Source organism: Rhizobium sp. RM (assembly GCF_013390595.1).
Taxonomy (GTDB): Bacteria; Pseudomonadota; Alphaproteobacteria; order Rhizobiales; family Rhizobiaceae; genus Agrobacterium.
In genome coordinates this window covers 964221-988462 of the sequence record NZ_JACAWV010000022.1, presented here as the reverse complement: position 1 = coordinate 988462, position 24242 = coordinate 964221, and the positions used below count along the sequence as shown (strand labels likewise).

Sequence of the window (24242 nt, the reverse complement as noted above, 5' to 3'; positions counted from 1 at the left end):
GTCGCCTTGCCGCATTTGATTTTTCTCAAAGAGGTCGACTCTGCCTGAGGCTAACACCATGCTTGCGCATTTGCGCCAATGTGGTGTCCCTCAGGAGCAGAAGACATGCAGAATAAGATCGCCCAATTCATCACGCTTGCAGCCATGACAGGGCTGTTCGCATTTCCCGCGGCGTCGGCCGAGATCGAAATCAAGATGCTGAATAAGGGCAGCGACGGTCAGGCGATGGTATTCGAACCGGCTGCCGTCAAAGCGGCCGTGGGCGACGTGATCGTCTTCGTTCCGGTTGACAAGGGTCATGATGCTGCAGCGGTGAAAGACATGCTCCCCGAAGGCGTTGCGGATTTTAAAGGCAAGATGAACGAGACGCTGAAGGTCACGGTCGACAAGGAAGGGGCCTATGTCGTCAAATGCACGCCGCATGTGGGCATGGGCATGGTCGCTTTGGTGGTCGTTGGTGATGCGGCGCCCGCCAATCTGGATGCGGTGAAAAACGGCAAGTTGCCCAAGAAGGCCAAAGAGCGTCTTGAAGCGGAGATTGCAAAGCTCGGTCTCTGACGGGTGCCTCTGTCATTTCGCTTCGATTGTACGGACCACGGGTTGAGAAAAGTTTCGCAATCGTGTTGCATCCACATCGACCGGCACATATCTGGAAGAGCGAAACCGGCCACAATGTCGGCCTAGGGATGGGCGGCGTCCTTAATGTGACGCCTCTTGTCCTTTCGTCCCACCGGACAGAGGAGAACATGACGACATGATCGACCGGATTACCGCTTTGGTTCAGGCCGTATTCAGTGCCATTGGCAAGGCTGTCAGTGTTTTCGTGGCGTGGCTGCTTTGGCCGTTTCTCGCCGCACACGGTTGGTACCGGGGTCGGCACTGGACGGTGAAGGGGCCGGTTGCTCTCGTTCTCATCGGACTTGTGGGATTTTACGGCTATTTCGTCTGGCAGACACAGGTCTGGACGAATTTCGACCCTGACTATGTAAGCCGTTACAAACTGTCCGAGCGCGCCGTTCCGGCAGGCCAGGAATTGCCTGATGCTGTGGCCGGTGCTTCCACACAGACAACGTCCAGCGCCGCCAGCACTGCAGCGCCCGTCTGCCAGAGATCCGCTATTGTCGACGTGGCTGCCGATCTGACCGATTTCAACGTTAACCAGAACGCCTGGATTTCCTCCATGCTGCTTTACAGGTTGGGGCTGTTCGGGATCGATTGGGACAGCACCCCTTTCCTCGACAACAAGGCGTCGTTTCAGCGTGGTATCAATCAGGCGGTACGTCGTACGTCGATCGAACTGGTGGATACGCTTGGTCGCGTCCGTGGAACCTCCGGCATCAATAACAATCTTCAGGAAGCGCGTGGCAACATGCAGTTCAGCGAGTATTCCTGGTATTTCGGCCTCGACCCCTTCGGTCCGAAAACGCCGACGCCAAGCTATTACCGTGCCGCCATCCGCAGCTTCCAGGCATTCAACGGCGAGCTTGTTGCCTGCAAGGCGGTGTTCGACACCCGCGCCGACAACCTGATCCAGTTTATCGACCGTATCGCCGGCGATATCGGGGCGACCTCGGCGATCCTGCGCGAGCGTTCCGAGAACTATAATGGTGGCTGGTTCGATACACGCGCTGATGATCGCTTCTGGTTCGCTTACGGTCAGCTCTACGGATATTACGGGGTGCTCTCTGCAGCAGGTTCGGACTTCGCGCAGGTCATTCGTGAACGTAACCTGACCAATCTCTGGAACGACACTTTGGCGCAGACGCGCGCTGCACTGCGCATTCAGCCAGCCATCATTTCGAACGGCGAGGAAAGCGGCTGGATCATGCCATCGCACCTCGCAACCATGGGCTTTTATGTCCTGCGGGTGCGTTCGAACCTGGTGGAGCTGCGCTCCGTACTGGATCGATAAGCCGCGTTCAGTTGATGAGTTTCAGGCGAATGGTTTTTGCGACGAGTTGGGTGCGATTGACACAATCCAGCTTGCGCATTGCGTTGTTCATATAGGCGTTGACCGTATGTTCCGAGATCGACAGGATCTCGGCGATTTCAACCGATGTCTTGCCTTGCGCTGTCCAGCGCACAACGTCCAATTCTCGTTTTGTCAGTGGCGACGGACTCTTGATCCCTGTCCGGCAGAGGCGATCGTAAATCTCGAAAGCGTGAAGACAGATCATGCCCAGTTCGTTGAGCGCAGCCTGCGGCAGATGTGTGCGATCCCCGCCAAAGGTCAGGAGATGTTTACCTCCGTTCAGACCATTCAGTGGAATGGTCAGTCCGCATGTGATGCCGATGCCACGGAAGGAATCCGTTGTCAGCGCGATCGTGCCCGGCAAGGCATCGTCTTCATCCATGGACCAATATTGAGGGACAAGCGATGACATGCCGCAACGGATGGCTGCACAGTCGTTCGGAGGGCCGTGATGGCCCACTTCACGGATGATCCATTGCGGCAGTGTGGTTTCCAGAATGACGGCGGACACGCCGGAGCCAGCCGTCGAAGGGATTTTTAGTAGCGTGACATGGGCGTAGCCAAATTCGCAGGCCAGATTCGTCAAGGCCGCCAGCCAGTCTCCCGTGTTGGCGGAAGCTGAGAATTGTTGGCTGAGGTTCGATTGGCGGCCAAGCGTTAGCATTCAGGCAACGCTGTCCGGTAGGGTGCCGCTTTCGGCAACGAAGAATATGCGGAAAAAGCGGACACGGTATCCAGACCTCGTAACAATTGGATTCTGATTTATATGGCCGGGTTCTCGGGTTTGTCCTTCGACTTCGCCATCAGTTTTTCGAGGTAGCCAAGCATGACCGCCGACACGACGAAGGCCAGATGCATGATGGTGAACCACATCAGCTTGCTGTCTGTGTATTGGTTGGCGTTCAGGAAGATCTGCAGCAGATGGATGGACGAGATTGCCACGATCGACGATGCGACCTTGATCTTCAGGCTGCCAGCATCGAGCTTTCCGAGGAAGGAAACCTCACCGTCGGCTTCATCAAAACGGCTGACGAAGTTTTCGTAACCCGAAATCATCACCATCACGATGAGGCTGGCAACCAGCGCGGCATCGATCAGACCCAGCATCGCAAGGATCATATCGGCTTCGTCGTAGTTGAAAACGTTCTTCGCGACCTTGAAAAATTTGAGCGCGAACGAAAACGCATAGACAGCAAGTGCGGCAACAAGGCCGAGATAAAAAGCGACGAGTAGCCAGCGGCTGGAGAGAATGATCCGCTCAACGAGCAGTTCAAGAGACTTCATTGTCCGTATCCGTTTGATTATCTGTTATGTTTGTTATTGGCAAAACGAAGGTGCCATCTAATCTGGCAGGCAATATTGTATCAAGTACGAATATGCGGACTTTGAATTTGCCGCTGCATTTTTACAGATATTTCCGTTTTTTCACCCGCAGCAACATTTTGTTACATTTTTGCAACGCAGCAAACTACTTTAAAATATGATGCTTCGAGTCATGTTTAATATGTTGACAGTTAATGTCATGTTTTTTAGTCCTCAAATAACGGCAAAGCCGTAACAAATCATAACAGTTTCCGCCGTGTTCACAGCTCGGGGCGCTTTTTCGCGCGCCGGTGTTTTCGTGCGCGCGGCGTACCGGGGGTAGTATAATTCATGTCCATTCTGCGCTCACATTCCGCGCTGCTTCTTTGCACAGCCATGGTCTTCCTTCCGATTGCAGCGGCAGCGCAATCTCAGGAAAACACCTCACAGACCAACGGCACAACATCGCTTGACCAGATTGTGGTGAAGGGCAAGCGCGTTAAGGCTGGTAGCACAGTTGCCGATACGCCTCTTGCGACCGAAACGACTGCAGCAACAATCCAGAATAAGCAGATTACGAGCATTGAGGATTTGGGACGTGTCGCTCAGCCTGGAGTGTCATTCAACCGGAGCAATGGTTCCGTCAACATTCGAGGCCTTGAAGGCGACCGCGTGCTGACCACAATCGACGGAATTCCAGTAAGGTATCTTTCAGATGCCACTCGAGGTGCTACTGGTGGTCTAGATACTTTCAATTTCTCCTCTCTCTCTGCCGTTGATGTCGTTCGTGGTGCAGATTCGAGCCGTGCCGGATCAGGGGCTCTTGGGGGCGTCCTTGGTCTGCGCACACTTGAACCTGAAGACCTCATTCAAGATGGCCGCGATTGGGGTGGCGTCGCAAAGTTCACCTTTGACAGCGCTGATACGAGTTACGATCCTTCAATTGCAGTGGCAAAGAAGATCGAAAATACCTCGATCATGTTTCAGGGCGGATACAAGAAAGGCAAGGAGCGTAAGACCAACGGAGGTGTCGACAGCTACGGCACAACCCGCACTAAGGCCAATCCTTCTGATTACGATCAGCACAACTTACTCTTTAAGTTACGACAAGACTTGGAAGGGGGGCATCGCATAGGATTGACGGCAGAAAGTTTCCGCATCGATCGTGATACGGACTCCAAGATCAATCAGGTGACTGTGCTGGGTCCGCGCGACAACTACCTTCCCGGAAATTATTCTACGAATAACGCATCCGCTCGCGATCGCATTTCTCTTGACTATAACTATGAGGCAATTGGTGAGGACGGCCCGATCGACAACGCCTGGGCGTCGCTATATTGGCAAAGACAGTCTCGCGAAACCGGATATACTGGATATCGTTCCACAAGCGTGGTTGGTAATATCAGCCGTCTCAATGACTACGATGAAAACAGCTTCGGCCTGATTGGCGCGTTGCAGAAAGATTTCTCAACCGGACAACTCAATCACGACGTCACATTTGGTTTTGATCTTTCGAGAAGCACCTCTGAACAATACTCATCCGGTGTTGATAATTGCCGCTTGCCTTATACTGGTGCGTTCGCTGCTTGCGCAAACCTGCACACCAATCAGGCTGATACGCCCAAGGTCGATAGCAACCGGATTGGTTTCTTCCTTGATGACGAAATCGGATTTGGTTCCAGTGGCTTTTCTTTGACCCCAGGCATCCGTTTCGACTGGGTCGAACATACACCGAAGATGACGCCAGAGTACGCCCGCAATACCAATCGCCCCGCACTGCCCGGCGAGTTTGACGATGTGGGAATTTCACCTAAGGTGCGCGCTGCGTACGACGTTTCTGAGAAAGTGGAGCTGTACGCGCAGTGGGCCATGGGTTTCCGCGCTCCGAATGCGGGTGAACTGTATAGCGTATTCGGTGGTCCAGGAACCTATCTACGTCTTGGCAACCCTAATCTTGAGTCCGAGACGAGCAACGGATTTGAAATTGGGGCCAACTTTGGCGACGACGATCTCGGTGGACGTATCAATCTCTTCTACAATCGCTACAAAAACTTCATTGAAACGGCGAGTCTGACAGCCAGCGAGGCGGCAGCTCTCGGATATGATCTCAATAACTATCGACAGGGTGGTATTACGCGAGGTGTGAATCTTGACCGGGCGCGTATTTATGGTGCGGAACTCTCTGCTCATACCCGCTTCGACAATGGTTTCAGCCTACGTGCTGGTCTGGCCTACGCGAACGGCAAAAATCTCGATAATGGCAGCTTCCTTCAGTCGGTTTCACCTCTCAAGGGCGTTATAAGTGCTGCTTATGATACTGAGACATGGGGTGTCGGGATCGACTGGATTGCTGCAAACGGTGGACGGGGCAAAGACATCATCACCAACGGTCAGAGAAGTTATTTCTCGACGCCGGGTTATGGTATCGTTGACTTGACTGCTTGGTACGAGCCTGAGCAGGTTAAGGGTCTACGGATCAATGCCGGCATCTATAACGTCTTCGACAAGACATATTACGATTATGCCACGGCTCGCACTGCGGGTTCTCAGGCCAACGAGTTCTATTCCGAACCTGGCCGTTCGTTCAAAATCTCTCTGACACAGCGGTTCTAAGGGAGCTGAACTTCATCTCCAGTCGGGGGCGGCCTTTGGTCGCCCCTTTTTTATTATCGGCAGTAGAGAAAGTCGCCTTTTCGTTCCAGAACGTCCAGGTGCAAATGATCCTGATGGGTGGCGTCGCTGCCTGGGGAGAGGACCGTTCGGAAAAACAGGCAGGCTGCGGCGGTAATCGTTCTCTGGAAGGCGCCTTCGGGTGTTCCGTCCTCCGTGCGCGGCTTCATTACCAGCGGTTCGCCCTTGTCGAAGGCGATGGTGGAAATATCGACGGCGTTACCTTTGGCATGTTCGGAAATCTTGCCATTTTCGGCGCTGTTGCGATTGCGGCAAACATAGGTGGACGCGTTGGCGATTGCTGCCACCTTGCGGTCGGGAAAGGCGAGGTTCGCGGCTGGCAGCATCATGTCCTTTGTCCAGCGAGAAAGTGCCAGCGCTGCCTCGCAACGCATCGTTCCCGCTGGCTCAAGCTTGATCCCAGGCAATATTTCCGACAGTTCGATGGGTGATGCGATGCCGCAGCCTGCGTCCTCATCGCGGATGGGTGCGAGTGTCTTGAACCCGGCGCCTATCTCCTTCAATGCGCCCAGGCAGGCCTGAAGGGCCGCGGGATCTTCTTCTTTGACCGGTTCTGGCTGCTCCTCTTCAGGCTTCGCCGTTTCCTCTACTGGCTTTGACGGCTCACTGGACTTCTTTTCGTCCTCGCCGTGAACGGGCTCTGAAGATTTCTCGCTTTGGGGAGGCGCAGGTTTGGGTGTTGGCTTTTGGGTTTCCGACGGTTTCTGCGTCTCGCCGGGTACGGTTTGCTGGTCCGGCTTGGGCTGCGGAACGGGCACATCGGGCGGCGGTTCAGCAGCGGAAATCATCAGAAAACTTGCCAGAAGAAAAAACACGCGATGCAGCATTTAGCCGTAGCCTCCTTACGGTCAGGTCCGGGATGAACGCATCGGCGGTGGGTATGGTTCAGCGGCTTCTCGTTCGCGGTCATGCATGCCATGCAAACTCAAGGGAATCTTTGCTTGCCAACGGCCTTTCGTCGCGCTAACAATTTTCGCCATGAACATCGTGTCCAAGAACATTGCTAACTGGTGGTGGAGCAGCTTTACGCGGCCTTGACCAGTCATGTTCACAAGACAAGTCCAAGCCGCCCGAAATTTCAGGCGGCTTTTTTGTTATTCTGCCGCCTGTCATCGGGTCTGAACAACGGGAAGTACGAGAGAAAATGGTAACGATCATTCAGGATGACGGTGGCGAAGTTTACGAGACGAAAGGCGGCATCAAAGTCAGCCGTCAGCGCCGTGCAGCCGACTACGCCAATGCGATCGACAACTATGTCGAAAAGCTTGATACCCAGCGTGGCGCGGTTTTCTCGTCCAACTACGAATATCCGGGTCGTTACACCCGTTGGGACACGGCGATCATCGATCCGCCGCTCGGTATTTCCTGCTTTGGTCGCAAGATGTGGATCGAGGCCTATAACGGCCGCGGCGAGGTTCTGCTGTCCTTCATCACCGAGAAGCTGAAGGCGACCCCTGATCTGACGCTTGGTGCCTCCACGACGAGCCGGCTTGATCTGACGATCAACGAACCGGACCGTGTCTTTACGGAAGAAGAACGTTCGAAAATCCCGACCGTCTTCACCGCGTTGCGGGCCATCGTCGATCTGTTCTATTCCAGTGCCGACTCGGCCATTGGCCTGTTCGGGGCCTTCGGTTACGATCTGGCGTTCCAGTTCGACGCGATCAAGCTGTCGCTTGCGCGCCCGGAAGACCAGCGCGATATGGTGCTGTTTCTCCCGGACGAAATTCTCGTTGTCGATCACTATTCCGCCAAAGCCTGGATTGATCGCTATGATTTCGAAAAGGGCGGGGTAACGACGGACGGCAAGTCTTCAGACATTGCGCCGGAACCGTTCAAGACCACCGATACCATTCCTCCGAAGGGAGACCATCGTCCCGGCGAATATGCAGAACTCGTGGTCAAGGCCAAGGAGAGCTTTCGTCGCGGCGATCTGTTCGAGGTCGTGCCCGGTCAGAAGTTCATGGAGCGTTGCGAGAGCAAGCCATCCGATATTTCTCGCCGCCTCAAGGCCATCAATCCGTCGCCTTATTCCTTCTTCATCAACCTTGGACATCAGGAATATCTGGTCGGCGCGTCGCCGGAGATGTTCGTCCGTGTCTCTGGCCGCCGCATTGAGACCTGCCCGATCTCGGGCACCATCAAGCGTGGTGACGATCCGATTGCCGATAGCGAGCAGATTCTCAAGCTATTGAATTCGAAGAAGGATGAGTCTGAGCTGACGATGTGCTCGGACGTAGACCGCAACGACAAGAGCCGCGTTTGCGAGCCGGGGTCGGTCAAGGTTATCGGCCGCCGCCAGATCGAGATGTATTCGCGTCTGATCCATACCGTCGACCACATTGAAGGTCGCCTTCGCGACGACATGGATGCTTTCGACGGCTTCCTCAGCCACGCCTGGGCGGTCACAGTGACAGGCGCACCGAAGCTCTGGGCGATGCGCTTTATCGAAAGCCACGAAAAGAGTCCGCGTGCCTGGTATGGCGGGGCGATCGGCATGGTTGGCTTCAACGGCGATATGAACACCGGCCTGACGTTGCGCACCATTCGTATCAAGGACGGTATTGCCGAGGTTCGCGCCGGTGCGACGCTTCTCAACGATTCCAATCCGCAGGAAGAGGAAGCCGAAACGGAGTTGAAGGCATCGGCCATGATCGCCGCCATTCGCGATGCGAAAGCAACGAATTCGGCGTCCAGCAAACGCGATGCCGCCAAGGTTGGTCACGGTGTGAAGATCCTGCTGGTCGACCACGAAGACAGCTTCGTCCACACGCTCGCCAACTATTTCCGCCAGACCGGGGCGACGGTTTCGACCGTGCGCACGCCGGTTCCAGCCGAGGTGTTCGACCGCTTCCAGCCCGATCTCGTGGTGCTTTCGCCCGGACCAGGCAACCCGACCGACTTCGATTGTAAAGCGACGATCAAGGCCGCGCGTGCCCGCGATCTGCCGATCTTCGGTGTTTGCCTTGGCCTGCAGGCCCTGGCAGAAGCCTATGGTGGTGAACTTCGTCAGCTTGCTGTGCCAATGCACGGCAAGCCGTCCCGTATTCGCGTTCTGGAGCCTGGTCTGGTGTTCTCCGGTCTTGGCAAAGAGGTAACTGTCGGCCGCTATCACTCGATCTTCGCTGACCCTGCGACCTTGCACCGTGATTTCATTATCACGGCGGAAAGCGAAGACGGCACGATCATGGGTATCGAACATGCCAAGGAGCCTGTCGCAGCGGTCCAGTTTCATCCGGAATCGATCATGACGCTTGGTCAGGACGCGGGAATGCGGATGATCGAAAACGTTGTGGCGCATCTGGCGCGCAAGGCGAAAACGAAGGCGGCTTGATCGTCTCAGATCGGCGGCCTCGCACAGATGTCGCCGATCAATCAGAATGCATGTATTTCGGTAAAGCTCCAATCGCACGAAAGAGCGCGCAGCCATGCAGCATCTCGACCACCTTCTTCTTGTTTATGCAGCCTATATCATTGCTGTTGCCAGCCCTGGTCCGAGCAACATGGCGATCATGGGCGTTGCCATGAGCCAGGGGCGTAAACCGGGCTTGATGCTTGCACTTGGCGTGATTACCGGCTCGCTGTCCTGGGCAGCGCTTGCGGCGACAGGTCTTTCCGCCGTGCTTGCGACTTACGCGCATGCACTATTCGTCATCAAGATCGCCGGTGGTCTTTATCTCCTTTATCTGGCATTCAAGTCCGCTCGATCGGCCATGGCTCATCAGTCAGCCAAGGCGATGGTGGCAACGGAGGTTACGGTGCCGGACTATCAGGCCCTTTACCGTCGCGGATTGCTATTGCACATCGCCAATCCGAAAGCCGTGCTCGGCTGGATTGCCATCATGTCGATCGGCCTTCAGCCTGGAGCGGATGCATCGACCCTCGCCGCTATCCTTGTCGGCTGCGGTGTTCTCGGCATTACCATCTTTTGCGGCTATGCCCTGTTGTTTTCAACCGCTCCGGCCATCCGCGTCTATCAGCGCAGCCGACGGTATATCGAAGGCGCTCTGGCGATGTTTTTCGGATTTGCAGGTATCCGGCTGTTGCTCAGCCGCGCTTGATACGGCTTTCCCCGATCGCTGAAATAGGTTAGAAAAGCGGCAGGTCGAATATAACCTGCCGCTCGCGCCCTTTGGGTATGGTGAATGTATTCAGTTGCGCTTTCTTGACGTCCATCGTTGATGAGCGAACGTGTCGGCAAGGCGAGCACTGACAAGGCTTTCGCTCGATACGAAAGGACAAGGCAGAGATGCGCAACTATCTCGACGCCAAGCTGATGGCGCGTGCACTGAAGTCGTCGCTGGAACAGGGCGGCACAACCATTTCCCATTCGCAGGCACTGGAAATCGTCGCTCGGCAATTCGATTGCGACAACTGGAATGTGCTTGCAGCAAAAATCGAAGAGTCGGAGCGAGGGGCGGGGATCGGTTTCGACCGCGTATCGCCGATCATCCGCATTTTCGATGAAGACAAGGCACGGGAGTTCTATGTCGGGTTCCTCGGCTTCACGATCGACTGGGAGCATCGCTTTGGTGAAAACTTCCCCCTCTATATGCAGGTTTCGCGTGCGGGCCTGAGCCTGCATCTGAGTGGCCATCACGGCGATGCAACGCCAGGCTCAAATGTGTTTGTCACGATGAAGGGTGTACACGCCTTTCAAAAGGAACTGGCAGCGAAGCAATACACCTTCATGAAGCCGGGTGTAGAGAGCGAACCCTGGGGTGACGTGATGCAGGTCACCGACCCTTTCAGCAATCGCATTCGTTTTTGTGAGCAACGCGACTGAAAATGGCTGATTTCCGCCAGGTCTTGACCTTTGAAGCGGTTTGAACGATAGAAAGCCGATATCGAACCGCGCACACGGGGCCAACCCGTGTGCGCGGTTCGTTTCGTTTTGGCAGCCAGTCCTGCAATTCATTCGCATCCGCACGGGGACATTATGAACAGCGAAGGTAACGTACTCGTCAGGAAGCTCGCATTCTGGGGTATTCCGCTTTCAATCGGTGTATTGGGCCTGAAGCTTCTGGCGTGGTGGGTCACGGGGTCGGTGGCGCTGCTTTCGGATGGTCTGGAATCGACGGTGAACGTGGTTGCGGCATTTGTTGCCTACTTCGTCATCCGCTATGCGCAAAAACCTGCCGATGACGATCATCAGTTCGGCCATCACAAGGCGGAGTACATGTCTGCCGTCCTAGAGGGGGTACTCATCGTTGTTGCCGCCCTTTTGATCGTGCAGGAGGCGTGGGGTGCGCTTTTCAATCCGCGCTTGCCCGAAGCACCTGTCCTTGGTCTTGCCATCAATGCTTTTGCCGGGGGGATCAATGCCGCCTGGGCGACTATCCTGATCCGCGTCGGCAAAAAATACGCGTCTCCCGCATTGAAGGCGGATGGGCATCACATCATGTCGGACGTCGTCACATCGGCTGGCGTTCTGATTGGTCTCGTTCTGGCCTTGCTGACCGGTTATGCTATCCTTGATCCGTTGCTTGCTGTCGTTGTCGCAATCAACATTCTGTTTCAAGGATCGAAAGTTATCCTGCATTCGCTCGGCGGTCTGATGGACCGGGCGGTCGAGCCGGAAGAAGACGAAGCCATCAAGAAGGCGATTGCCGACAATTGCGATGGTATCATTGGGGTGCACGACCTCAGAACCCGTCGTGCGGGCGCGGCCGCCTTTATCGATTTTCATGTCGTCGTGCCGGCAACCATGACGGTGCGGGAAGCGCATGATATTTGCGACCGCCTTGAAGATGCCATAAGGGACGTCATATCGGGCGCCAGCCTTGCCATTCACGTTGAGCCGGAAGGCGAAAAGGCCCACGGCGTCAAAGTCGTCTTATGAACCACAGGAGTTTTTTATGTCCGTGACGGATGTTTCCAGTCTTTCGCAGCTGGGCGCGAAAGTTGACACGCCAGAAAGCCCGGAAAAGGCCGTTCTCGAAAAAGTACCGAACGGCAATGCAGGTACCGATTACGTCGTGCGTTTTACCGCGCCGGAATTCACCTCGCTTTGCCCGATGACGGGCCAGCCGGATTTCGCCCACATTGTCATCGATTATATTCCGGGCGATTTTCTGGTGGAATCGAAGTCCCTGAAGCTCTTCCTGCAATCGTTCCGCAACCATGGTGCGTTCCACGAGGATTGCTCAGTCTACATCGCCAAGCGTCTTGTTGACCTGCTGCAGCCGAAATGGCTTCGCATCGGTGCTTACTGGTATCCGCGCGGCGGAATTCCGATCGACGTATTCTGGCAGACCGGCGCGGCCCCGGAAGGCGTCTGGTTGCCGGATCAGGGCGTGGCGACGTATCGCGGTCGTGGCTGATCCGACGCCGTACAGACGTTGAAAATTCGACGGTCGCTGCCTCTCGTGCTGAGGCAGCGGTGCATGATCAGGCGACGGAACTGTCGTCGCCTGAATCAAAATCCGCGTCGTTATCGTCGTCGTAGTCGGCTTGTTGCAGATCGTCATTGTCGTTCTGCTGGTCAGCGTCGCTACCGTAGTAGTTGTTGATGACGGTTTCTTCGACAGGCGCATTGCCTGCCGGATTGCCTCCGAAAGGTGATCCCAGGCCAAGCGACGACATATGGTTACTGAAAAGTCCGCTGAGCGAATTTGCGAGTAACATGCCACCCGCAACACCCGCTGCGGTACCAAGCGCCCCTTGCAGGAAGCTGCCGCCGGAGGACCGTCCGAAACCAGACGTCTGTCCGCTCCATGGTCCACCCGCTTGCGGCTGTTCATTGGCACGCCCCCACGGCCCCGCCGTCTGACCAGCCGTATCGTTGCGATAGGCTGCTGCCGGTTGTGGAGCCGGCGGCGGCGTTTGCTGTTGACTGGTGCCGAAGATCGAGCTCAGGAAACCGCCTTGCGTTCCCCGATGCTGGTCGGCGCTTCCCGTTTCCAGGTCGCGAATGCGTTCTTCAAGTTGGCGGATATGGGCCGCTGCCGCTTCCAGCCCTTTTTCCTGCACGATGACGGCTTGGGCGAGATAATAGGGCGCGTCTGGTTGATCACGCACTTGATCGGCGATCCACGTTTCCGCTTCGCGGTCGCGCGGTGTTGCCGAGGCGGCTTTGGTCCTGTCGAAAAGGGCCTTGAGAAGTTGGGTTTCTTCCGGTGACATCTTGTGCCTCCTTACCGTGAAGCGAAAATCCACGATAAGGAGGTATGCTGCAATTCCGGCTTTTCAAAGCATCCGGAACTTTAAATTTCGGTAATGGTCTGGAGCATCCCAGGATCAGGCTTTGATCGTCAATACGACGTCTTTTCTGGAATGACCTTAGCCGCCGAAGACGAGCGAAAGGCCGGCAAGTGCTGTCAGGGCGCCGGCGGCACGGGCAGCGATGTTACCGAAACGGCCAATGCCAAGACCAAGGGCGATACCGGCGGCATGCAGGATTGCGGTTGCGATCATGAAGCCGATACCAAACTGCAACGCGCCCGCGCTGCCAAGTTCTCCGCCGTGTGCGTGGCCGTGAAAGAGGGCAAAAATGCCAACGACCGCCGCCGCTGCAGCGGTAGGAAGCTTGGCTGCCATGGCAACGAGCAGACCAAGGCCGATGACGGATGCCAGAATGGCAGGTTCTACGAATGGCAGATCGAGGCCGGACACGGCCAACAGGAAGCCGATCGCCATTGTGCCGACGAAAGCGGAGGGAACAATCCAGAGTGCTTTGCGGTCGTTTTGGGCAAACGCTATCTGTGACGCCCAGATGCCGACCGCGACCATTGCCAGAATATGGTCAGCGCCGAAGAACGGATGCGACACACCGGCCATGAAAGAGCCATGCTCTTCCGGGTTGAGGTGCGCGAAAGCGGGCAGGGTGGTCAAGCCAAGTGCGGCTGCGGTAAAGCTCAGTTTTTTGAGCATGGTTCCCTCTTTGATCTTTATCGCCGGCCAAGGAGCTTGGGGCATCTTTGAACCGGCAGGCAATGCAACATTGGCAACGATATCGTAACTGTGAAGAAATTGTCCATGCGTCATCTGCCGGTGCCGTTGTTTATTATGTGGTCCGAAACCTTGCCTTTTTCGCTCATTGCCTTACGTAACAAGTCGCACTATGTCCGAAGGGCATGCATAGAATTACGCTGGAGAGCCGTTGATGAACGAAGACGAAGACGACAAGAGCAAGGAACTGCCGATCGGGAAGGAAACGGAAGCGAATCTTTTCAAATCGCGTTCGATCTTCATCTATGGCGGTATCACTCAGGAACTGGCGCAGAAAGTCTGCACGCAGCTCGTGGCTTTGGCTGCAGCCAGCGACGAAGACATTCGCGTTTACGTGAATTCGCCGGGTGGCCATGTCGAATCGGGTGACTCCATCCACGATATGATCAAGTTCATCAAGCCGAAGGTATACATCATCGGAACTGGTTGGGTCGCTTCCGCCGGTGCGCTGATTTACGTATCGGTTCCGAAAGAGCGCCGCCTTTGCCTGCCGAACACCCGCTTCCTGTTGCACCAACCCTCTGGTGGCACGCGCGGCATGGCGTCCGACATCGAAATTCAGGCCCGCGAAATCATCAAGATGAACGAGCGCCTGAACAAGATTTTCTCCAAGGCAACCGGCCAGCCGGTCGAGAAAATTGCCAAGGATACCGACCGTGACTACTGGCTGTCCGCTGAGGAAGCCAAGGATTACGGCCTCGTCGGCAAGATCGTCGAGAACCAGTCAGAACTCTGAAAGCACCCGCTTTTCGGTTGAATACAAGCCCGCACTGCACTGCAGTGCGGGCTTTTCTTTTTGCTGGCGGCCGAGACAGACTTCATCGTGCCGCTATGGCTTCTGTACACGAAGATTTCCATCATTCATGTGCGTGGTTTTGGTCTCGACGTAACGCCTCACGGTGGTGTCATCGTTTTTCGGTCGAAAAATTTTTGTATTTGCGTGTAACAATGTCGTTCTGCTTTCGAATGAACCTGCAGAAAAGATGACAAGCACCGTTACGGAAGAGACCTTGAAGATGCTGATGCTGCGTTCCCTTGATGGGGACGAGGGCGCTTACAGGCATTTGCTCCATGCCCTTCGGACATTGCTGGTGGCCTATTATGGGCGACGCATGATCCCCGGCATCAAGGCCGATCTTGAAGATCTCGTGCAGGAAACGCTTTTGTCGCTGCATGCCCGTCGTGAGACCTATGATCGGACGCGGCCATTTACCGCCTGGTTCTTCTCGATCGCCCGCTACAAGCTTATCGATCATTATCGGGGCAGGGGCGGGCGGATGTTGGCCGAAGTTGAACTCGATGAGACGCTGGCGGCGGATTCGTCTGTGGATGCGGTGACGGCTCGCATGGATGTGGAAAGGTTGCTGGAAAGCCTGCCGCCGCAACAACGAGAGTTGATCCGCAATGTAAAACTTGAGGGGCAATCGATTGCCGATGCTGCCATCAAATCGGGTCAGACAGAGTTGGCGGCGCGGGTGGGTATTCACAGAACACTGAAGGCGTTGGCGCAGAAACTGCGAGGAGAAACGTGAAAAAGACGGATGACATCATCGAGAGCCTGACGCGCGATCTTCAGCCTGTGCCGGCGCATGCCCTGGAGCGGCGGCTGGTGTTCGCCGTCTTTCCCGCCCTATGTGTCTCGTTGCTGCTGTTGCTCGTTTTTTTCGGTCTTCGAAGCGATATGATTGAAGCCCGGACCGAGTTGGCGTTCTGGATCAAGTCTGCTTACAACGCCCTGCTGGCCGCCATCGCTTTTGTTGCGTTTATACGCCTGTCCCGCCCGGACGGAGACCGGGGCTACTTTTTTGTCTGGGTATCGCTGGTTCTTGCCGCAATGGCCGCCATCGCGCTCGTGCAATTGGGGTTTGCCGTCCCGGATGCTTATCGGACGCTGATTATCGGCTCGTCGGCACTGCATTGCCCGATCTTGATCGTGGCTTTTGCTTTGCCTGTTTTCCTCGCGAACCTTTCGGCGCTCAGGCGGGTTGCCGCCCCGGCCAGTCCCTGCCTCGCCGGTTTTGTCGGCGGTATTGCCGCCGGCGCATCGGGTGCCTGGGTCTATTCATGGTTCTGCACGGAAAATGGCATGCCTTTTGTGTTGATCTGGTATTCTCTTGGTATTTTACTGACGGGCCTGATTGGAGCTTTTGCCGGCCGCCGCTTGCTGCGCTGGTAGGATGCGTACCCTTTCATTTTCAGTGCGGCTTGCCAGTGCCCGCTTTTTTTGATCTGCAGGTCAGACGAAAAATCCGAGTCCCGCCATGCTGAAAGATCTCTCCGTCCAGAGCCTGTTCATGGGCTGCCTGACCGCTTTTGTCGGTTTCGCCAGTTCCTTCGCCGTGGTGCTGCAGGGGCTGAAAGGTGTCGGTGCAACGGACTATGAGGCAGCATCCGCACTGATGGCGCTTTCTGTGGCCATGGGTCTTTGTGCCATCGTTCTGTCAGTCTCGACGAGACTGCCAATCAGCATAGCGTGGTCGACACCGGGGGCCGCACTTCTGGCCACCACCGGTGTGATCGATGGCGGCTTTCCCGCCGCCGTGGGCGCTTTCATCATTTGTGCAGTGCTCATCATCATCGCTGGACTTTTCAAGCCGCTTGGTCGGGCGGTGGCCTCGATCCCGGCGCCGCTTGCCAACGCCATGCTTTCTGGCGTGATCATCGGCCTGTGTTTTGCTCCTGTCAAAGCCATTGGTTTCAACCCGGCGCTCGGTCTGCCGATCATTCTTGCCTGGATCGTGGTTGGGGCTTTCAAGCGGCTTTATGCCGTCCCGGCTGCACTCGCCGCATTCGTTCTGGTGATGGTTTTCGGTGTGGAGATCCCGGCAGGCGCACTCGACAGCCTGGCACAGTCGCTGGCGCCGCCGATAGAGTGGGTGACGCCGACCTTCAATCTGCAGGCGGTCATTTCGATTGCGCTGCCGTTGTTCATCGTCACTATGGCATCGCAGAACATTCCCGGTATCGCCGTCCTGAAAGTCAATCACTATGATCCGCAACCTGGACCGTTGTTTGCGACCACCGGCCTGTTTTCTCTGCTATCGGCGCCTTTCGGTGGCCACGCTGTCAATCTTGCGGCCATTACCGCCGCCATGTGCGCGGGCGAGGATGCCCATGCCGATCCGAAGCGACGGTACTGGGCGGCGATTATCGCGGGCATCGGTTACATCATCCTTGGCCTCTTGGCTGGTGTGGTGACGGCATTCGTGGCGCTTGCGCCGCCTATTCTCATTCAAGCCGTTGCCGGCCTTGCGCTGGTTGGTGCTTTTTCCGGTTCGGCGGTTGCCGCTTTCAAGGATGCCGAGACGCGTGAGGCGGCTGCCATCACCTTCCTGATTACCGCTTCCGGCCTGTCTTTCGCGGGGATCTCTGGTGCTTTCTGGGGCCTTCTCGGGGGCGGGCTGATGATGGCTCTGACCGGCTTCGTGAAACGAATGAAAAATTAAACTTGTTCTTGCAACAGAATATTTCGCCGCTTATAAGCTCAGGAATGACCAATTGCATCGCAACCTTTTTCGGCATGAAGGCGCAGATTTCTGCGAACGCTTCGCCGTGCGGTGCACTCTCGCTTCTTAGCCTCGACCTTACACGCGGTTGCCGGGTCCAGTGAGGAGCGCCCGGCGGCCGAAAGCCCGCTGGTGCGAACGCTCCTCAACTCGAAATCTCATTTGATATGATTTAGGCCCGTAAGGGGTACGCATCCGCCGATAGCCGACGAGCATCGTGGACGCGGAAGGAGCAAAGACAATGGACGCCAAGACCAACACCGTTTCCAAGGGTATGCCGGACGCGAACGTAAAGTATCGCCCTTATCCGACCATCAACATTCCCGACCGTACCTGGCCTTCCAACACCATCACCAAGGCGCCTGTCTGGTGTTCGGTTGACTTGCGCGACGGCAACCAGTCACTCGTCAATCCAATGGGACATGATCGCAAGGCGCGCATGTTCAAGCTGCTGCTGGATATGGGCTTTAAAGAAATCGAGATCGGATTTCCGTCTGCCTCGCAGACTGACTTCGATTTTGCCCGCTGGTGCGTGGAAGAAGGCAATGTTCCGGATGACGTGTCCCTGCAGGTTCTGGTGCAGTGCCGTCCTGAACTGATCACCCGCACCTTCGAGGCGCTGGAAGGCGCGAAAAACCCGATCATCCACTTCTACAACTCCACCAGTGAGTTGCAGCGCCGTGTCGTGTTCGGCAAGGATGTTGCCGGTATCAAGCAGATCGCCGTCGATGCCGCCAAGATGATTACCGATATGGCGGCCAAGGCCGGCGGTGGTTATCGCTTCGAATATTCGCCGGAAAGCTTCACCGGCACGGAGCTGGACGTGGCTCTGGAGATCTGCAACGCCGTGATCGCCGAGATAAAGCCGACGGCCGACAACAAACTCATCCTGAACCTGCCGTCCACCGTGGAGATGGCGACACCGAACATCTATGCCGACCAGATCGAGTGGATGTGCCGCAACATCGACAACCGCGAAAATGTCATCATCTCCCTGCATCCGCACAACGACCGCGGCACGGGCATCGCTGCAACAGAATTGGCTCTGATGGCGGGTGCTGACCGTGTGGAAGGCACGCTGTTCGGCAACGGCGAGCGTACCGGCAATGTGGATGTGGTGACACTGGCATTGAACATGTACACGCAGGGCATCGATCCGGGTCTGGATTGCCGCGATATCGAGCGTATCAAGTCCGTCTATGAATATTCCAACGAAATGACGATCCCGGAACGTCACCCTTACGTCGGCGAGTTGGTCTATACGGCGTTTTCCGGTTCGCACCAGGACGCGATCAACAAGGGCATGAAGGCCATCAAGGTTGCCAATCATCCGGTATGGGAAGTGCCCTACCTGCCGATCGACCCCAAGGATGTCGGTCGTTCCTACGAGGCGATCATCCGCATCAACTCGCAGTCCGGCAAGGGTGGCATCGCCTATATTCTCCAGCAGGACTACGGCTTGAACCTGCCGCGCAACCTGCAGGTCGAGTTCCGCGAAGACATCCAGCGCATTACCGACGAAGAAGGTGTGGAGCTGCCCGCCAAGCGTATCCATGAGCGTTTCATGGAACGTTACGTCACGCAGCCCAATGCACGTCTGAAATTCGTGGATCACCACACTTACCCGGCAGGTGATTTCAAGGGTGTACGCGTCGTCGCAGCAGAAATTACCGACAATGGCGAGGTCAAGCGTATCGAGGGCAAGGGTACTGGTCCGATTGATGGCTTCATCAACGCGCTGTCGGTCTACCTCGGCATCGATCTGTCGGTAAATGACTACTCCGAACATTCCCTGCAGCACGGTTCCAACGCGTCGGCAATCGCCTATGTCGAAATGGAGCACCCTGGCGGAAAACTGTTCGGTGCTGGTGTTAACACCAACATCGTTGGCGCTTCGCTGGAGGCCATCGTATCCGCTGCCAACCGCGTTCTGGAAGAGCGGGCGAAGTAACAGCCGATCCAGTCCTTTTACGCGGCTTAAACTTCATCCTCGCCGCTGAGGCGAGGATGACAAATGTGGCACTGTCAGAGCCGCGTGGCGGCCCTGGCTGATGTCAGTCGCGATCCAGCCGGGTAAAGCCCAGTGGACGACCGTTTTCGTAAAAAACGCGAACATCTTCCAGCTCAACTCCGGTTGCGGCTTCGTTGAGACTGTGGCGCTCACAGGTTACGTTCCACGCCCCGGCTTCACCCGTAATGTTAAAGAGATTGTAGGCTGCACGCGGTTTTTCGCCACCTGGGCCCTGGCTTGCAGACGCGATCCCGACAACGGGAATATGGTCGCGGCCATGGTGGGTGTTCAGCCAGTAGACCGTGTTGAGATGGGTATGACCGTGAAGCACGAGTTCTGCGCCGCCGACACCGAGCGCGCCTGCAAACCGGCGAATGCCGATCATGCGCTTGTGGGTTGCCGCAGCTCCGCGGATCGGTGGATGATGGATCATCACGACGCGAAACAAGCCCATCTCGCCGGCCTTTTTCAGAAGGTCTGCCGTGGCACGGGCCTGCCTGTTGCCGAAATATCCCGTCGCGGAAAATGGTGGTGTTGCAATCGAGGTAGAGCAGCCGATGAGTGCGACAGGTCCGCGGACGCGCATATAGGGGAAAATCTTGCGATCCTCGTCCCATTCGTCGGGATCGCCATCACCGCGCACATAGGGGTACCAGGCATGCATGGCCTTGTCGTGTGCACCTGAGACATAGGCGTCGTGGTTGCCGGGAACGACCGAGGTTGTTTCTGGCGTGCCAACCTCTTCGAGCCAGTCGGCGGCGGCGCGGATTTCGATGCCGGTGGCGAGATTGACGAGATCACCGGTAATCGCCAAATGATCAGGCGCTTTCGTCTCGAGATCATCAAGCAGTTTTTCCAACGTATCGGTGAAAAGATGCTTGCGGCGATTGCGATGCCAGTTGACAAAACCGGTGATGCGTTTTGATGCCAGTTCCCGGAAAGTAAGCTTCGGCAACGGGCCGAGATGTATGTCTGAAATATGCGCGAGTTTGAACATGGCGGCAGAGATACCCTATGATATGCAGCGCGTCCAATGAAAGCCTGACGCCGGAGAAGAGCGCGAGTGAACCAAGAAACAATGCCCCGTGATACGCGGCCGTTCCATTCACGGGTGTTGATACGCCTGCTTCATTTCATTTTTCTGTTCACCCGCGGTGCAACCGTTGGTGTCAGGGCCGCGTGCTACGATGAGGAGGGGCGGATTTTTCTCGTCAGGCACTCTTATCTGCCTGGTTGGTACCTGCCGGGCGGCGGCGTTGAACGCGGTGAGACAGTGGCGATGGCGCTTCACAAGGAAATCCGTGAAGAGGGAAATCTCAAGGCTGTCTCAAGCCCCGAGCTGGTGCATCTCTACCTCAACACGGAAGGGAGTAACCGCGACCATGTGGTTCTCTATCGTTTGCAGGTCGAGCAGACCGCGCCGAAGAAACCGGATCACGAGATCGTCGAAAGCGGTTTTTTCGCACTGTCGGAATTGCCTGACGGTGTAACGCCCGCCACTCGCCGTCGCCTTGCGGAGCTCGCAGGCGAGGCGGCGTTCAGCGATTACTGGTAATCAGCCAAGACTGTGCCGCTCACGCGGCGTATTCAGATCCAGTTCCGGTCCGACGGGAACGATCCCTGTCGGATTGATGGTGCGGTGGCTGCGGTAATAATGCTCCTTGATGTGGCGCATCTCAACCGTCTCTGGCACGCCCGGCGTGCGGTAGAGGTCACGCAGATAGCCCGTCAGGTTCGGATAGTCGTGGATGCGGTGTATGTTGCACTTGAAGTGGCCGACATAGACAGGATCGAAACGGACGAGTGTAGTGAACAGCCGCCAGTCCGCTTCGGTCTGGCTTGAGCCGAACAGGAAGCGACGGTCTCTCAGGCGCTCCTCCAGCAGATCGAGTGTCTCGAACACCTTCACAACGCTTTCCTGATAAGCCTCCTGCGTAGTGGCGAAGCCGGCCTTGTAGACGCCGTTATTGACGGTGTCGTAGATCAGGGCGTTCAGCGCATCGATGTCTTCGCGCTGTGCCTCGGGGTAAAAATCCGCAGTATTGCCCGTCAGCCCGTCGAAGGCACTGTTGAACATGCGGATGATCTCTGCGGATTCATTGGAAACGATCGTTTCAGTCTGTTTATCCCACAGTACGGGAACGGTGACGCGACCGGAATATTTGGGATCGGCCTTGGTGTAGAGTTGCGAGAGCGCTGAAAAACCAAAGAGATGGTCTGGCGTGGCGCCGGGTGTGCGAGTGCTCTCGGGTTTGAATTCCCAACCTTTTTCCAGCATCAGCGGGTCGACGACTGAAACAGAAATGAGATCTTCAAGCGACTTCAATTTGCGGAAGATCAGGGTACGGTGTGCCCACGGGCATGCGAAAGAAACGTAGAGGTGATAGCGGCCGGCCTCAGCCTTGAAGCCGCCGTGGCCGGAGGGACCTGGAGCACCGTTCGCCGTGATCCAGTTGCGGAACTGCGAAGCGCTGCGCTTGAAGTGCCCCTTGGTTTCCTTGGTGTCGTACCAGACGTCCTGCCATACGCCTTCCACCAACATGCCCATGATTGTCTCCTTGTACGTTTCCTCACGCCAATCTTAGCCGTTTCAACCAGAATGTGCATCCGTGCCACGGTGAACAATGCGTTTCCGCATCATTGTCGGAGAATGGATCACTTGTCATATTTGTTCTGGACGATCGGAAATTTTCCTGATAATTGCGATTTTCATAATTCTGAGGAAATTATCGACCATGATCGAAACACGGATGCTCCGACGACGCTGACGCTCCTGAACGCCTTAACCGGCGCAGCCGTCATCTATTGTCATATCAGCATTCTGGAAGTTTCGGTCTCTTCATGTCCAAACACGAACTGGTCTACCTCACAGAGGACGCGTCGCACGACGCCATCATCGAAATCATCAACGAAGAAGCCTTTGGCCCGGGCCGTCACACACGGGCTGCTGCGCGTATTCGTGAGCAGGGTCCACATGACCGGCTGCTGTCTTTCATCTGCGCCGATGATGGTGAAACGATCGCTTCAGTGCGGATGACACCTGTTCTTGCCGGCGACGTGAAAGGCCACATGCTTGGGCCTCTTGCCGTACGGCCGTCGCACAAGAACATGGGTATTGGACGGGAGCTGGTGCGGATTGCCATTGCTGCGGCGAAACGCAAGGGTTCTGAAGCGGTTATCCTGATTGGTGACCCGCCGTATTACATGCCGCTCGGTTTCGAAAAGGTCGCTTACGCCGCCTTGGATTTCCCCGGACCTGTCGATCCCAACAGGGTGCTGGTCGTGCCGCTTGGCACGGATGTGCATCAGCGGCTGAAGGGCAAGATTGGCTGGCGCAAATGTGATGCCGTCATGGCAGAGTCCGAGACGGACAGCGAAGCCTTCGAAGAGCCGCTGCGGGCTTACGCCTGAACGTAAATCTCAGTCCCTGTACTTGACCGTTCACCAACCGCAACCTAGCAATCTGATGTCGATTTCGGCGAGGGGAGCAGGATGACGGCGATCACAATGAATGAGGCGCTGGAGCGGGCGGGAGCAGGTTCGTATCAGCGGCGGTTGATGGGCATCTTTGGCCTCGTCTGGACGGCGGATGCCATGCAGGTTCTGGCGGTCGGGTTTACTGCGGCCTCCATTGCAGCAACTTTTGGTTTGACTGTTCCGCAGGCGTTGCAGACCGGTACAGCGTTTTTTCTTGGCATGCTGATTGGCGCGGCCGTTTTCGGGCGCCTGGCCGATCGTTACGGCCGTCGCCGGGTTCTGATCGTCACGGTGGCATGCGATGCCGTGTTCGGTCTATTGTCTGCCTTCTCACCGGATTTCACCATTCTGCTGGTGCTACGCTTTTTGACCGGCGCTGCCGTTGGCGGCACCTTGCCGGTGGATTACGCGATGATGGCCGAATTCCTGCCAGCGAAAAATCGCGGCCGCTGGCTTGTTCTGCTCGAAGGGTTCTGGGCCATCGGCACGCTGATCGTTGCCCTGGCTGCTTGGGCTGCGAGCCTGGCTGGCGTCCTTGATGCCTGGCGTTACATTTTCGTGGTGACGGCCGTTCCGGCGATTTTGGGTTTTGGTTTGCGATTTCTGGTTCCCGAATCACCGCTTTACCTGTTGCGAAGCGGCCGCCTGGATGAGGCGAAAGAGGTGGTGAACCGGATGCTCGAGGCAAACGGCAAGCCGCTTCTGGACTTTGGAACGCGTCTTGTCCAACCGGAGGCGGTAAAGGGCCAAGGTGTCTTTTCGCCCGCGCTGAGGCAACGCAGCATCATGATCCTGGCGATCTGGTTTCTTGTCTCCGTCTCATATTACGGCATCTTTACATGGATGCCGGCACGTCTTGCTGGCGATGGCTTCGGTTTCGTGCGCGGGTATGGGTTCCTCGTGCTGGTGGCTCTGGCGCAGATCCCCGGTTACGCGCTTGCCGCGTACGGTGTCGAAAAATGGGGACGCAAGCCGACTCTCATCGGCTTCTGCCTGCTTTCCGCACTCGGCTGCCTGTTGTTTACGGTAGCACCCAGCAGCCTGATGGTCGGTGCTTCACTGCTTATCATGAGTTTTGCCCTGCTTGGCACGTGGGGAGCACTCTACGCTTATACGCCGGAGCTCTATCCGACCGAATCCCGCGCCACCGGCATGGGGGCTGCTGGAGCCATGGCGCGTCTCGGCGGGCTTATGGCGCCTTCGATCCTTGGCTATGCCATTGCACAGGGCTTCGGTTTTGCTGTGGGGATTTTTGCGGGGCTTCTGGTCTTGGCAGCAATCGCGGCAACAAGGATCAATGCCGAAACGCGACGCACAGCGCTCGCATAAGCTC

Annotated in this window: 23 protein-coding genes; 16 read left to right on the top strand and 7 right to left on the bottom strand. The window is 56.4% G+C overall.

The annotated features are described in order from the left end of the window. Nucleotides 1-105: 105 nt before the first annotated feature. On the top strand, nt 106-558 hold the full coding sequence (locus tag HWX89_RS21335) for a pseudoazurin (protein ID WP_138791136.1): 453 nt from the start codon (nt 106-108) through the stop codon (nt 556-558). Nucleotides 559-754: 196 nt separating this feature from the next. Further along, nucleotides 755-1912, top strand: a complete 1158-nt coding sequence (locus HWX89_RS21330; RefSeq protein ID WP_138791135.1) for a DUF2333 family protein — start codon at nt 755-757, stop codon at nt 1910-1912. Between the two features lie 7 nt (nt 1913-1919). On the opposite strand, the gene HWX89_RS21325 is transcribed toward HWX89_RS21330, so the two are convergent. Together HWX89_RS21325 and HWX89_RS21320 are read right to left on the bottom strand one after the other, a co-directional pair. Beyond that, nucleotides 1920-2636, bottom strand: coding sequence for a helix-turn-helix transcriptional regulator (locus HWX89_RS21325; RefSeq protein ID WP_138791134.1), 717 nt, complete (start codon nt 2634-2636; stop codon nt 1920-1922). Between the two features lie 98 nt (nt 2637-2734). Continuing rightward, nucleotides 2735-3256, bottom strand: a complete 522-nt coding sequence (locus HWX89_RS21320) for a TIGR00645 family protein (RefSeq protein ID WP_138791133.1) — start codon at nt 3254-3256, stop codon at nt 2735-2737. Between the two features lie 369 nt (nt 3257-3625). Between HWX89_RS21320 and HWX89_RS21315 the strand changes: the two genes are divergently transcribed. Further along, a complete protein-coding gene (locus tag HWX89_RS21315) occupies nt 3626-5887 on the top strand; it encodes a TonB-dependent hemoglobin/transferrin/lactoferrin family receptor (protein ID WP_246705224.1) in 2262 nt (753 codons plus the stop codon). A 53-nt stretch (nt 5888-5940) separates the two neighbouring features. Here HWX89_RS21315 and HWX89_RS21310 read toward each other — a convergent pair whose 3' ends face one another. Continuing rightward, nucleotides 5941-6792, bottom strand: coding sequence for an extensin-like domain-containing protein (locus HWX89_RS21310; RefSeq protein ID WP_138791132.1), 852 nt, complete (start codon nt 6790-6792; stop codon nt 5941-5943). A gap of 317 nt (nt 6793-7109) precedes the next feature. Here HWX89_RS21310 and HWX89_RS21305 point away from each other — a divergent pair, with 317 nt between their 5' ends. The 5 genes from HWX89_RS21305 (at nt 7110) to queF (ending at nt 12288) form a co-directional block, all read left to right on the top strand. Beyond that, entirely contained in the window at nt 7110-9299 is a 2190-nt protein-coding gene (locus HWX89_RS21305) for an anthranilate synthase (protein ID WP_138791130.1), read from the top strand. 94 nt (nt 9300-9393) lie between these two features. Then, entirely contained in the window at nt 9394-10026 is a 633-nt protein-coding gene (locus tag HWX89_RS21300; RefSeq protein ID WP_138791129.1) for a LysE family translocator, read from the top strand. Nucleotides 10027-10214: 188 nt separating this feature from the next. Continuing rightward, nucleotides 10215-10751 carry a glyoxalase superfamily protein gene (locus tag HWX89_RS21295; protein WP_178340854.1) on the top strand — a complete coding sequence of 179 codons (537 nt, stop codon included), beginning with the start codon at nt 10215-10217 and terminating at the stop codon, nt 10749-10751. A gap of 153 nt (nt 10752-10904) precedes the next feature. After that, nucleotides 10905-11807: a cation diffusion facilitator family transporter gene (locus tag HWX89_RS21290; RefSeq protein WP_138791128.1), complete on the top strand. Its 903-nt coding sequence runs from the start codon at nt 10905-10907 to the stop codon at nt 11805-11807. Nucleotides 11808-11823: 16 nt separating this feature from the next. Next, a complete protein-coding gene (queF, locus tag HWX89_RS21285; RefSeq protein ID WP_138791127.1) occupies nt 11824-12288 on the top strand; it encodes a preQ(1) synthase in 465 nt (154 codons plus the stop codon). A 67-nt stretch (nt 12289-12355) separates the two neighbouring features. On the opposite strand, the gene HWX89_RS21280 is transcribed toward queF, so the two are convergent. Next, the gene (locus HWX89_RS21280) at nt 12356-13090 is read right to left on the bottom strand and encodes a DUF2076 domain-containing protein (protein ID WP_138791126.1); all 735 of its coding nucleotides are present in this window, start codon (nt 13088-13090) and stop codon (nt 12356-12358) included. A gap of 156 nt (nt 13091-13246) precedes the next feature. Then, the gene (locus tag HWX89_RS21275) at nt 13247-13837 is read right to left on the bottom strand and encodes a HupE/UreJ family protein (RefSeq protein ID WP_138791125.1); all 591 of its coding nucleotides are present in this window, start codon (nt 13835-13837) and stop codon (nt 13247-13249) included. A 229-nt stretch (nt 13838-14066) separates the two neighbouring features. On the opposite strand from HWX89_RS21275, the gene HWX89_RS21270 reads away from it, so the two are divergent. From HWX89_RS21270 to leuA, 5 genes are all read left to right on the top strand, one after another. Continuing rightward, complete coding sequence (locus HWX89_RS21270) at nt 14067-14651, top strand: ATP-dependent Clp protease proteolytic subunit (RefSeq protein ID WP_178340853.1); 585 nt, start codon at nt 14067-14069, stop codon at nt 14649-14651. Nucleotides 14652-14931: 280 nt separating this feature from the next. Next, nucleotides 14932-15447 (top strand): sigma-70 family RNA polymerase sigma factor, encoded by a 516-nt coding sequence (locus tag HWX89_RS21265; RefSeq protein WP_178340891.1) that lies wholly within the window; start codon nt 14932-14934, stop codon nt 15445-15447. Next, nucleotides 15444-16091 (top strand): NrsF family protein, encoded by a 648-nt coding sequence (locus HWX89_RS21260; RefSeq protein WP_138791123.1) that lies wholly within the window; start codon nt 15444-15446, stop codon nt 16089-16091. The genes HWX89_RS21265 and HWX89_RS21260 overlap by 4 nt, the downstream gene beginning before the upstream one ends. 85 nt (nt 16092-16176) lie before the next feature. Continuing rightward, entirely contained in the window at nt 16177-17361 is a 1185-nt protein-coding gene (locus HWX89_RS21255; RefSeq protein WP_138791122.1) for a benzoate/H(+) symporter BenE family transporter, read from the top strand. 301 nt (nt 17362-17662) lie between these two features. Beyond that, complete coding sequence (leuA, locus tag HWX89_RS21250) at nt 17663-19372, top strand: 2-isopropylmalate synthase (RefSeq protein ID WP_138791121.1); 1710 nt, start codon at nt 17663-17665, stop codon at nt 19370-19372. A gap of 103 nt (nt 19373-19475) precedes the next feature. Here leuA and HWX89_RS21245 read toward each other — a convergent pair whose 3' ends face one another. Next, nucleotides 19476-20429, bottom strand: coding sequence for a metallophosphoesterase family protein (locus tag HWX89_RS21245; RefSeq protein ID WP_138791120.1), 954 nt, complete (start codon nt 20427-20429; stop codon nt 19476-19478). Nucleotides 20430-20510: 81 nt separating this feature from the next. Here HWX89_RS21245 and HWX89_RS21240 point away from each other — a divergent pair, with 81 nt between their 5' ends. Beyond that, nucleotides 20511-20987 carry an NUDIX domain-containing protein gene (locus HWX89_RS21240; RefSeq protein WP_178340890.1) on the top strand — a complete coding sequence of 159 codons (477 nt, stop codon included), beginning with the start codon at nt 20511-20513 and terminating at the stop codon, nt 20985-20987. Here HWX89_RS21240 and HWX89_RS21235 read toward each other — a convergent pair whose 3' ends face one another. Next, the gene (locus HWX89_RS21235) at nt 20988-21980 is read right to left on the bottom strand and encodes a glutathione S-transferase family protein (protein WP_138791118.1); all 993 of its coding nucleotides are present in this window, start codon (nt 21978-21980) and stop codon (nt 20988-20990) included. A 293-nt stretch (nt 21981-22273) separates the two neighbouring features. Between HWX89_RS21235 and HWX89_RS21230 the strand changes: the two genes are divergently transcribed. Both HWX89_RS21230 and HWX89_RS21225 read left to right on the top strand, forming a co-directional pair. Beyond that, nucleotides 22274-22843: a GNAT family N-acetyltransferase gene (locus HWX89_RS21230; RefSeq protein WP_138791117.1), complete on the top strand. Its 570-nt coding sequence runs from the start codon at nt 22274-22276 to the stop codon at nt 22841-22843. A gap of 81 nt (nt 22844-22924) precedes the next feature. After that, entirely contained in the window at nt 22925-24238 is a 1314-nt protein-coding gene (locus tag HWX89_RS21225; protein WP_138791116.1) for an MFS transporter, read from the top strand. Nucleotides 24239-24242 lie beyond the last annotated feature (4 nt).

Coding starts and splice junctions, on each gene's coding strand:
- HWX89_RS21335 (WP_138791136.1), top strand. CDS start 106: ATGCAGAATAAGATCGCCCAATTCATCACGCTTGCAGCCATGACAGGG.
- HWX89_RS21330 (WP_138791135.1), top strand. CDS start 755: ATGATCGACCGGATTACCGCTTTGGTTCAGGCCGTATTCAGTGCCATT.
- HWX89_RS21325 (WP_138791134.1), bottom strand. CDS start 2,636: ATGCTAACGCTTGGCCGCCAATCGAACCTCAGCCAACAATTCTCAGCT.
- HWX89_RS21320 (WP_138791133.1), bottom strand. CDS start 3,256: ATGAAGTCTCTTGAACTGCTCGTTGAGCGGATCATTCTCTCCAGCCGC.
- HWX89_RS21315 (WP_246705224.1), top strand. CDS start 3,626: ATGTCCATTCTGCGCTCACATTCCGCGCTGCTTCTTTGCACAGCCATG.
- HWX89_RS21310 (WP_138791132.1), bottom strand. CDS start 6,792: ATGCTGCATCGCGTGTTTTTTCTTCTGGCAAGTTTTCTGATGATTTCC.
- HWX89_RS21305 (WP_138791130.1), top strand. CDS start 7,110: ATGGTAACGATCATTCAGGATGACGGTGGCGAAGTTTACGAGACGAAA.
- HWX89_RS21300 (WP_138791129.1), top strand. CDS start 9,394: ATGCAGCATCTCGACCACCTTCTTCTTGTTTATGCAGCCTATATCATT.
- HWX89_RS21295 (WP_178340854.1), top strand. CDS start 10,215: ATGCGCAACTATCTCGACGCCAAGCTGATGGCGCGTGCACTGAAGTCG.
- HWX89_RS21290 (WP_138791128.1), top strand. CDS start 10,905: ATGAACAGCGAAGGTAACGTACTCGTCAGGAAGCTCGCATTCTGGGGT.
- queF (WP_138791127.1), top strand. CDS start 11,824: ATGTCCGTGACGGATGTTTCCAGTCTTTCGCAGCTGGGCGCGAAAGTT.
- HWX89_RS21280 (WP_138791126.1), bottom strand. CDS start 13,090: ATGTCACCGGAAGAAACCCAACTTCTCAAGGCCCTTTTCGACAGGACC.
- HWX89_RS21275 (WP_138791125.1), bottom strand. CDS start 13,837: ATGCTCAAAAAACTGAGCTTTACCGCAGCCGCACTTGGCTTGACCACC.
- HWX89_RS21265 (WP_178340891.1), top strand. CDS start 14,932: ATGCTGATGCTGCGTTCCCTTGATGGGGACGAGGGCGCTTACAGGCAT.
- HWX89_RS21255 (WP_138791122.1), top strand. CDS start 16,177: ATGCTGAAAGATCTCTCCGTCCAGAGCCTGTTCATGGGCTGCCTGACC.
- leuA (WP_138791121.1), top strand. CDS start 17,663: ATGGACGCCAAGACCAACACCGTTTCCAAGGGTATGCCGGACGCGAAC.
- HWX89_RS21245 (WP_138791120.1), bottom strand. CDS start 20,429: ATGTTCAAACTCGCGCATATTTCAGACATACATCTCGGCCCGTTGCCG.
- HWX89_RS21240 (WP_178340890.1), top strand. CDS start 20,511: ATGCCCCGTGATACGCGGCCGTTCCATTCACGGGTGTTGATACGCCTG.
- HWX89_RS21235 (WP_138791118.1), bottom strand. CDS start 21,980: ATGGGCATGTTGGTGGAAGGCGTATGGCAGGACGTCTGGTACGACACC.
- HWX89_RS21230 (WP_138791117.1), top strand. CDS start 22,274: ATGTCCAAACACGAACTGGTCTACCTCACAGAGGACGCGTCGCACGAC.
- HWX89_RS21225 (WP_138791116.1), top strand. CDS start 22,925: ATGACGGCGATCACAATGAATGAGGCGCTGGAGCGGGCGGGAGCAGGT.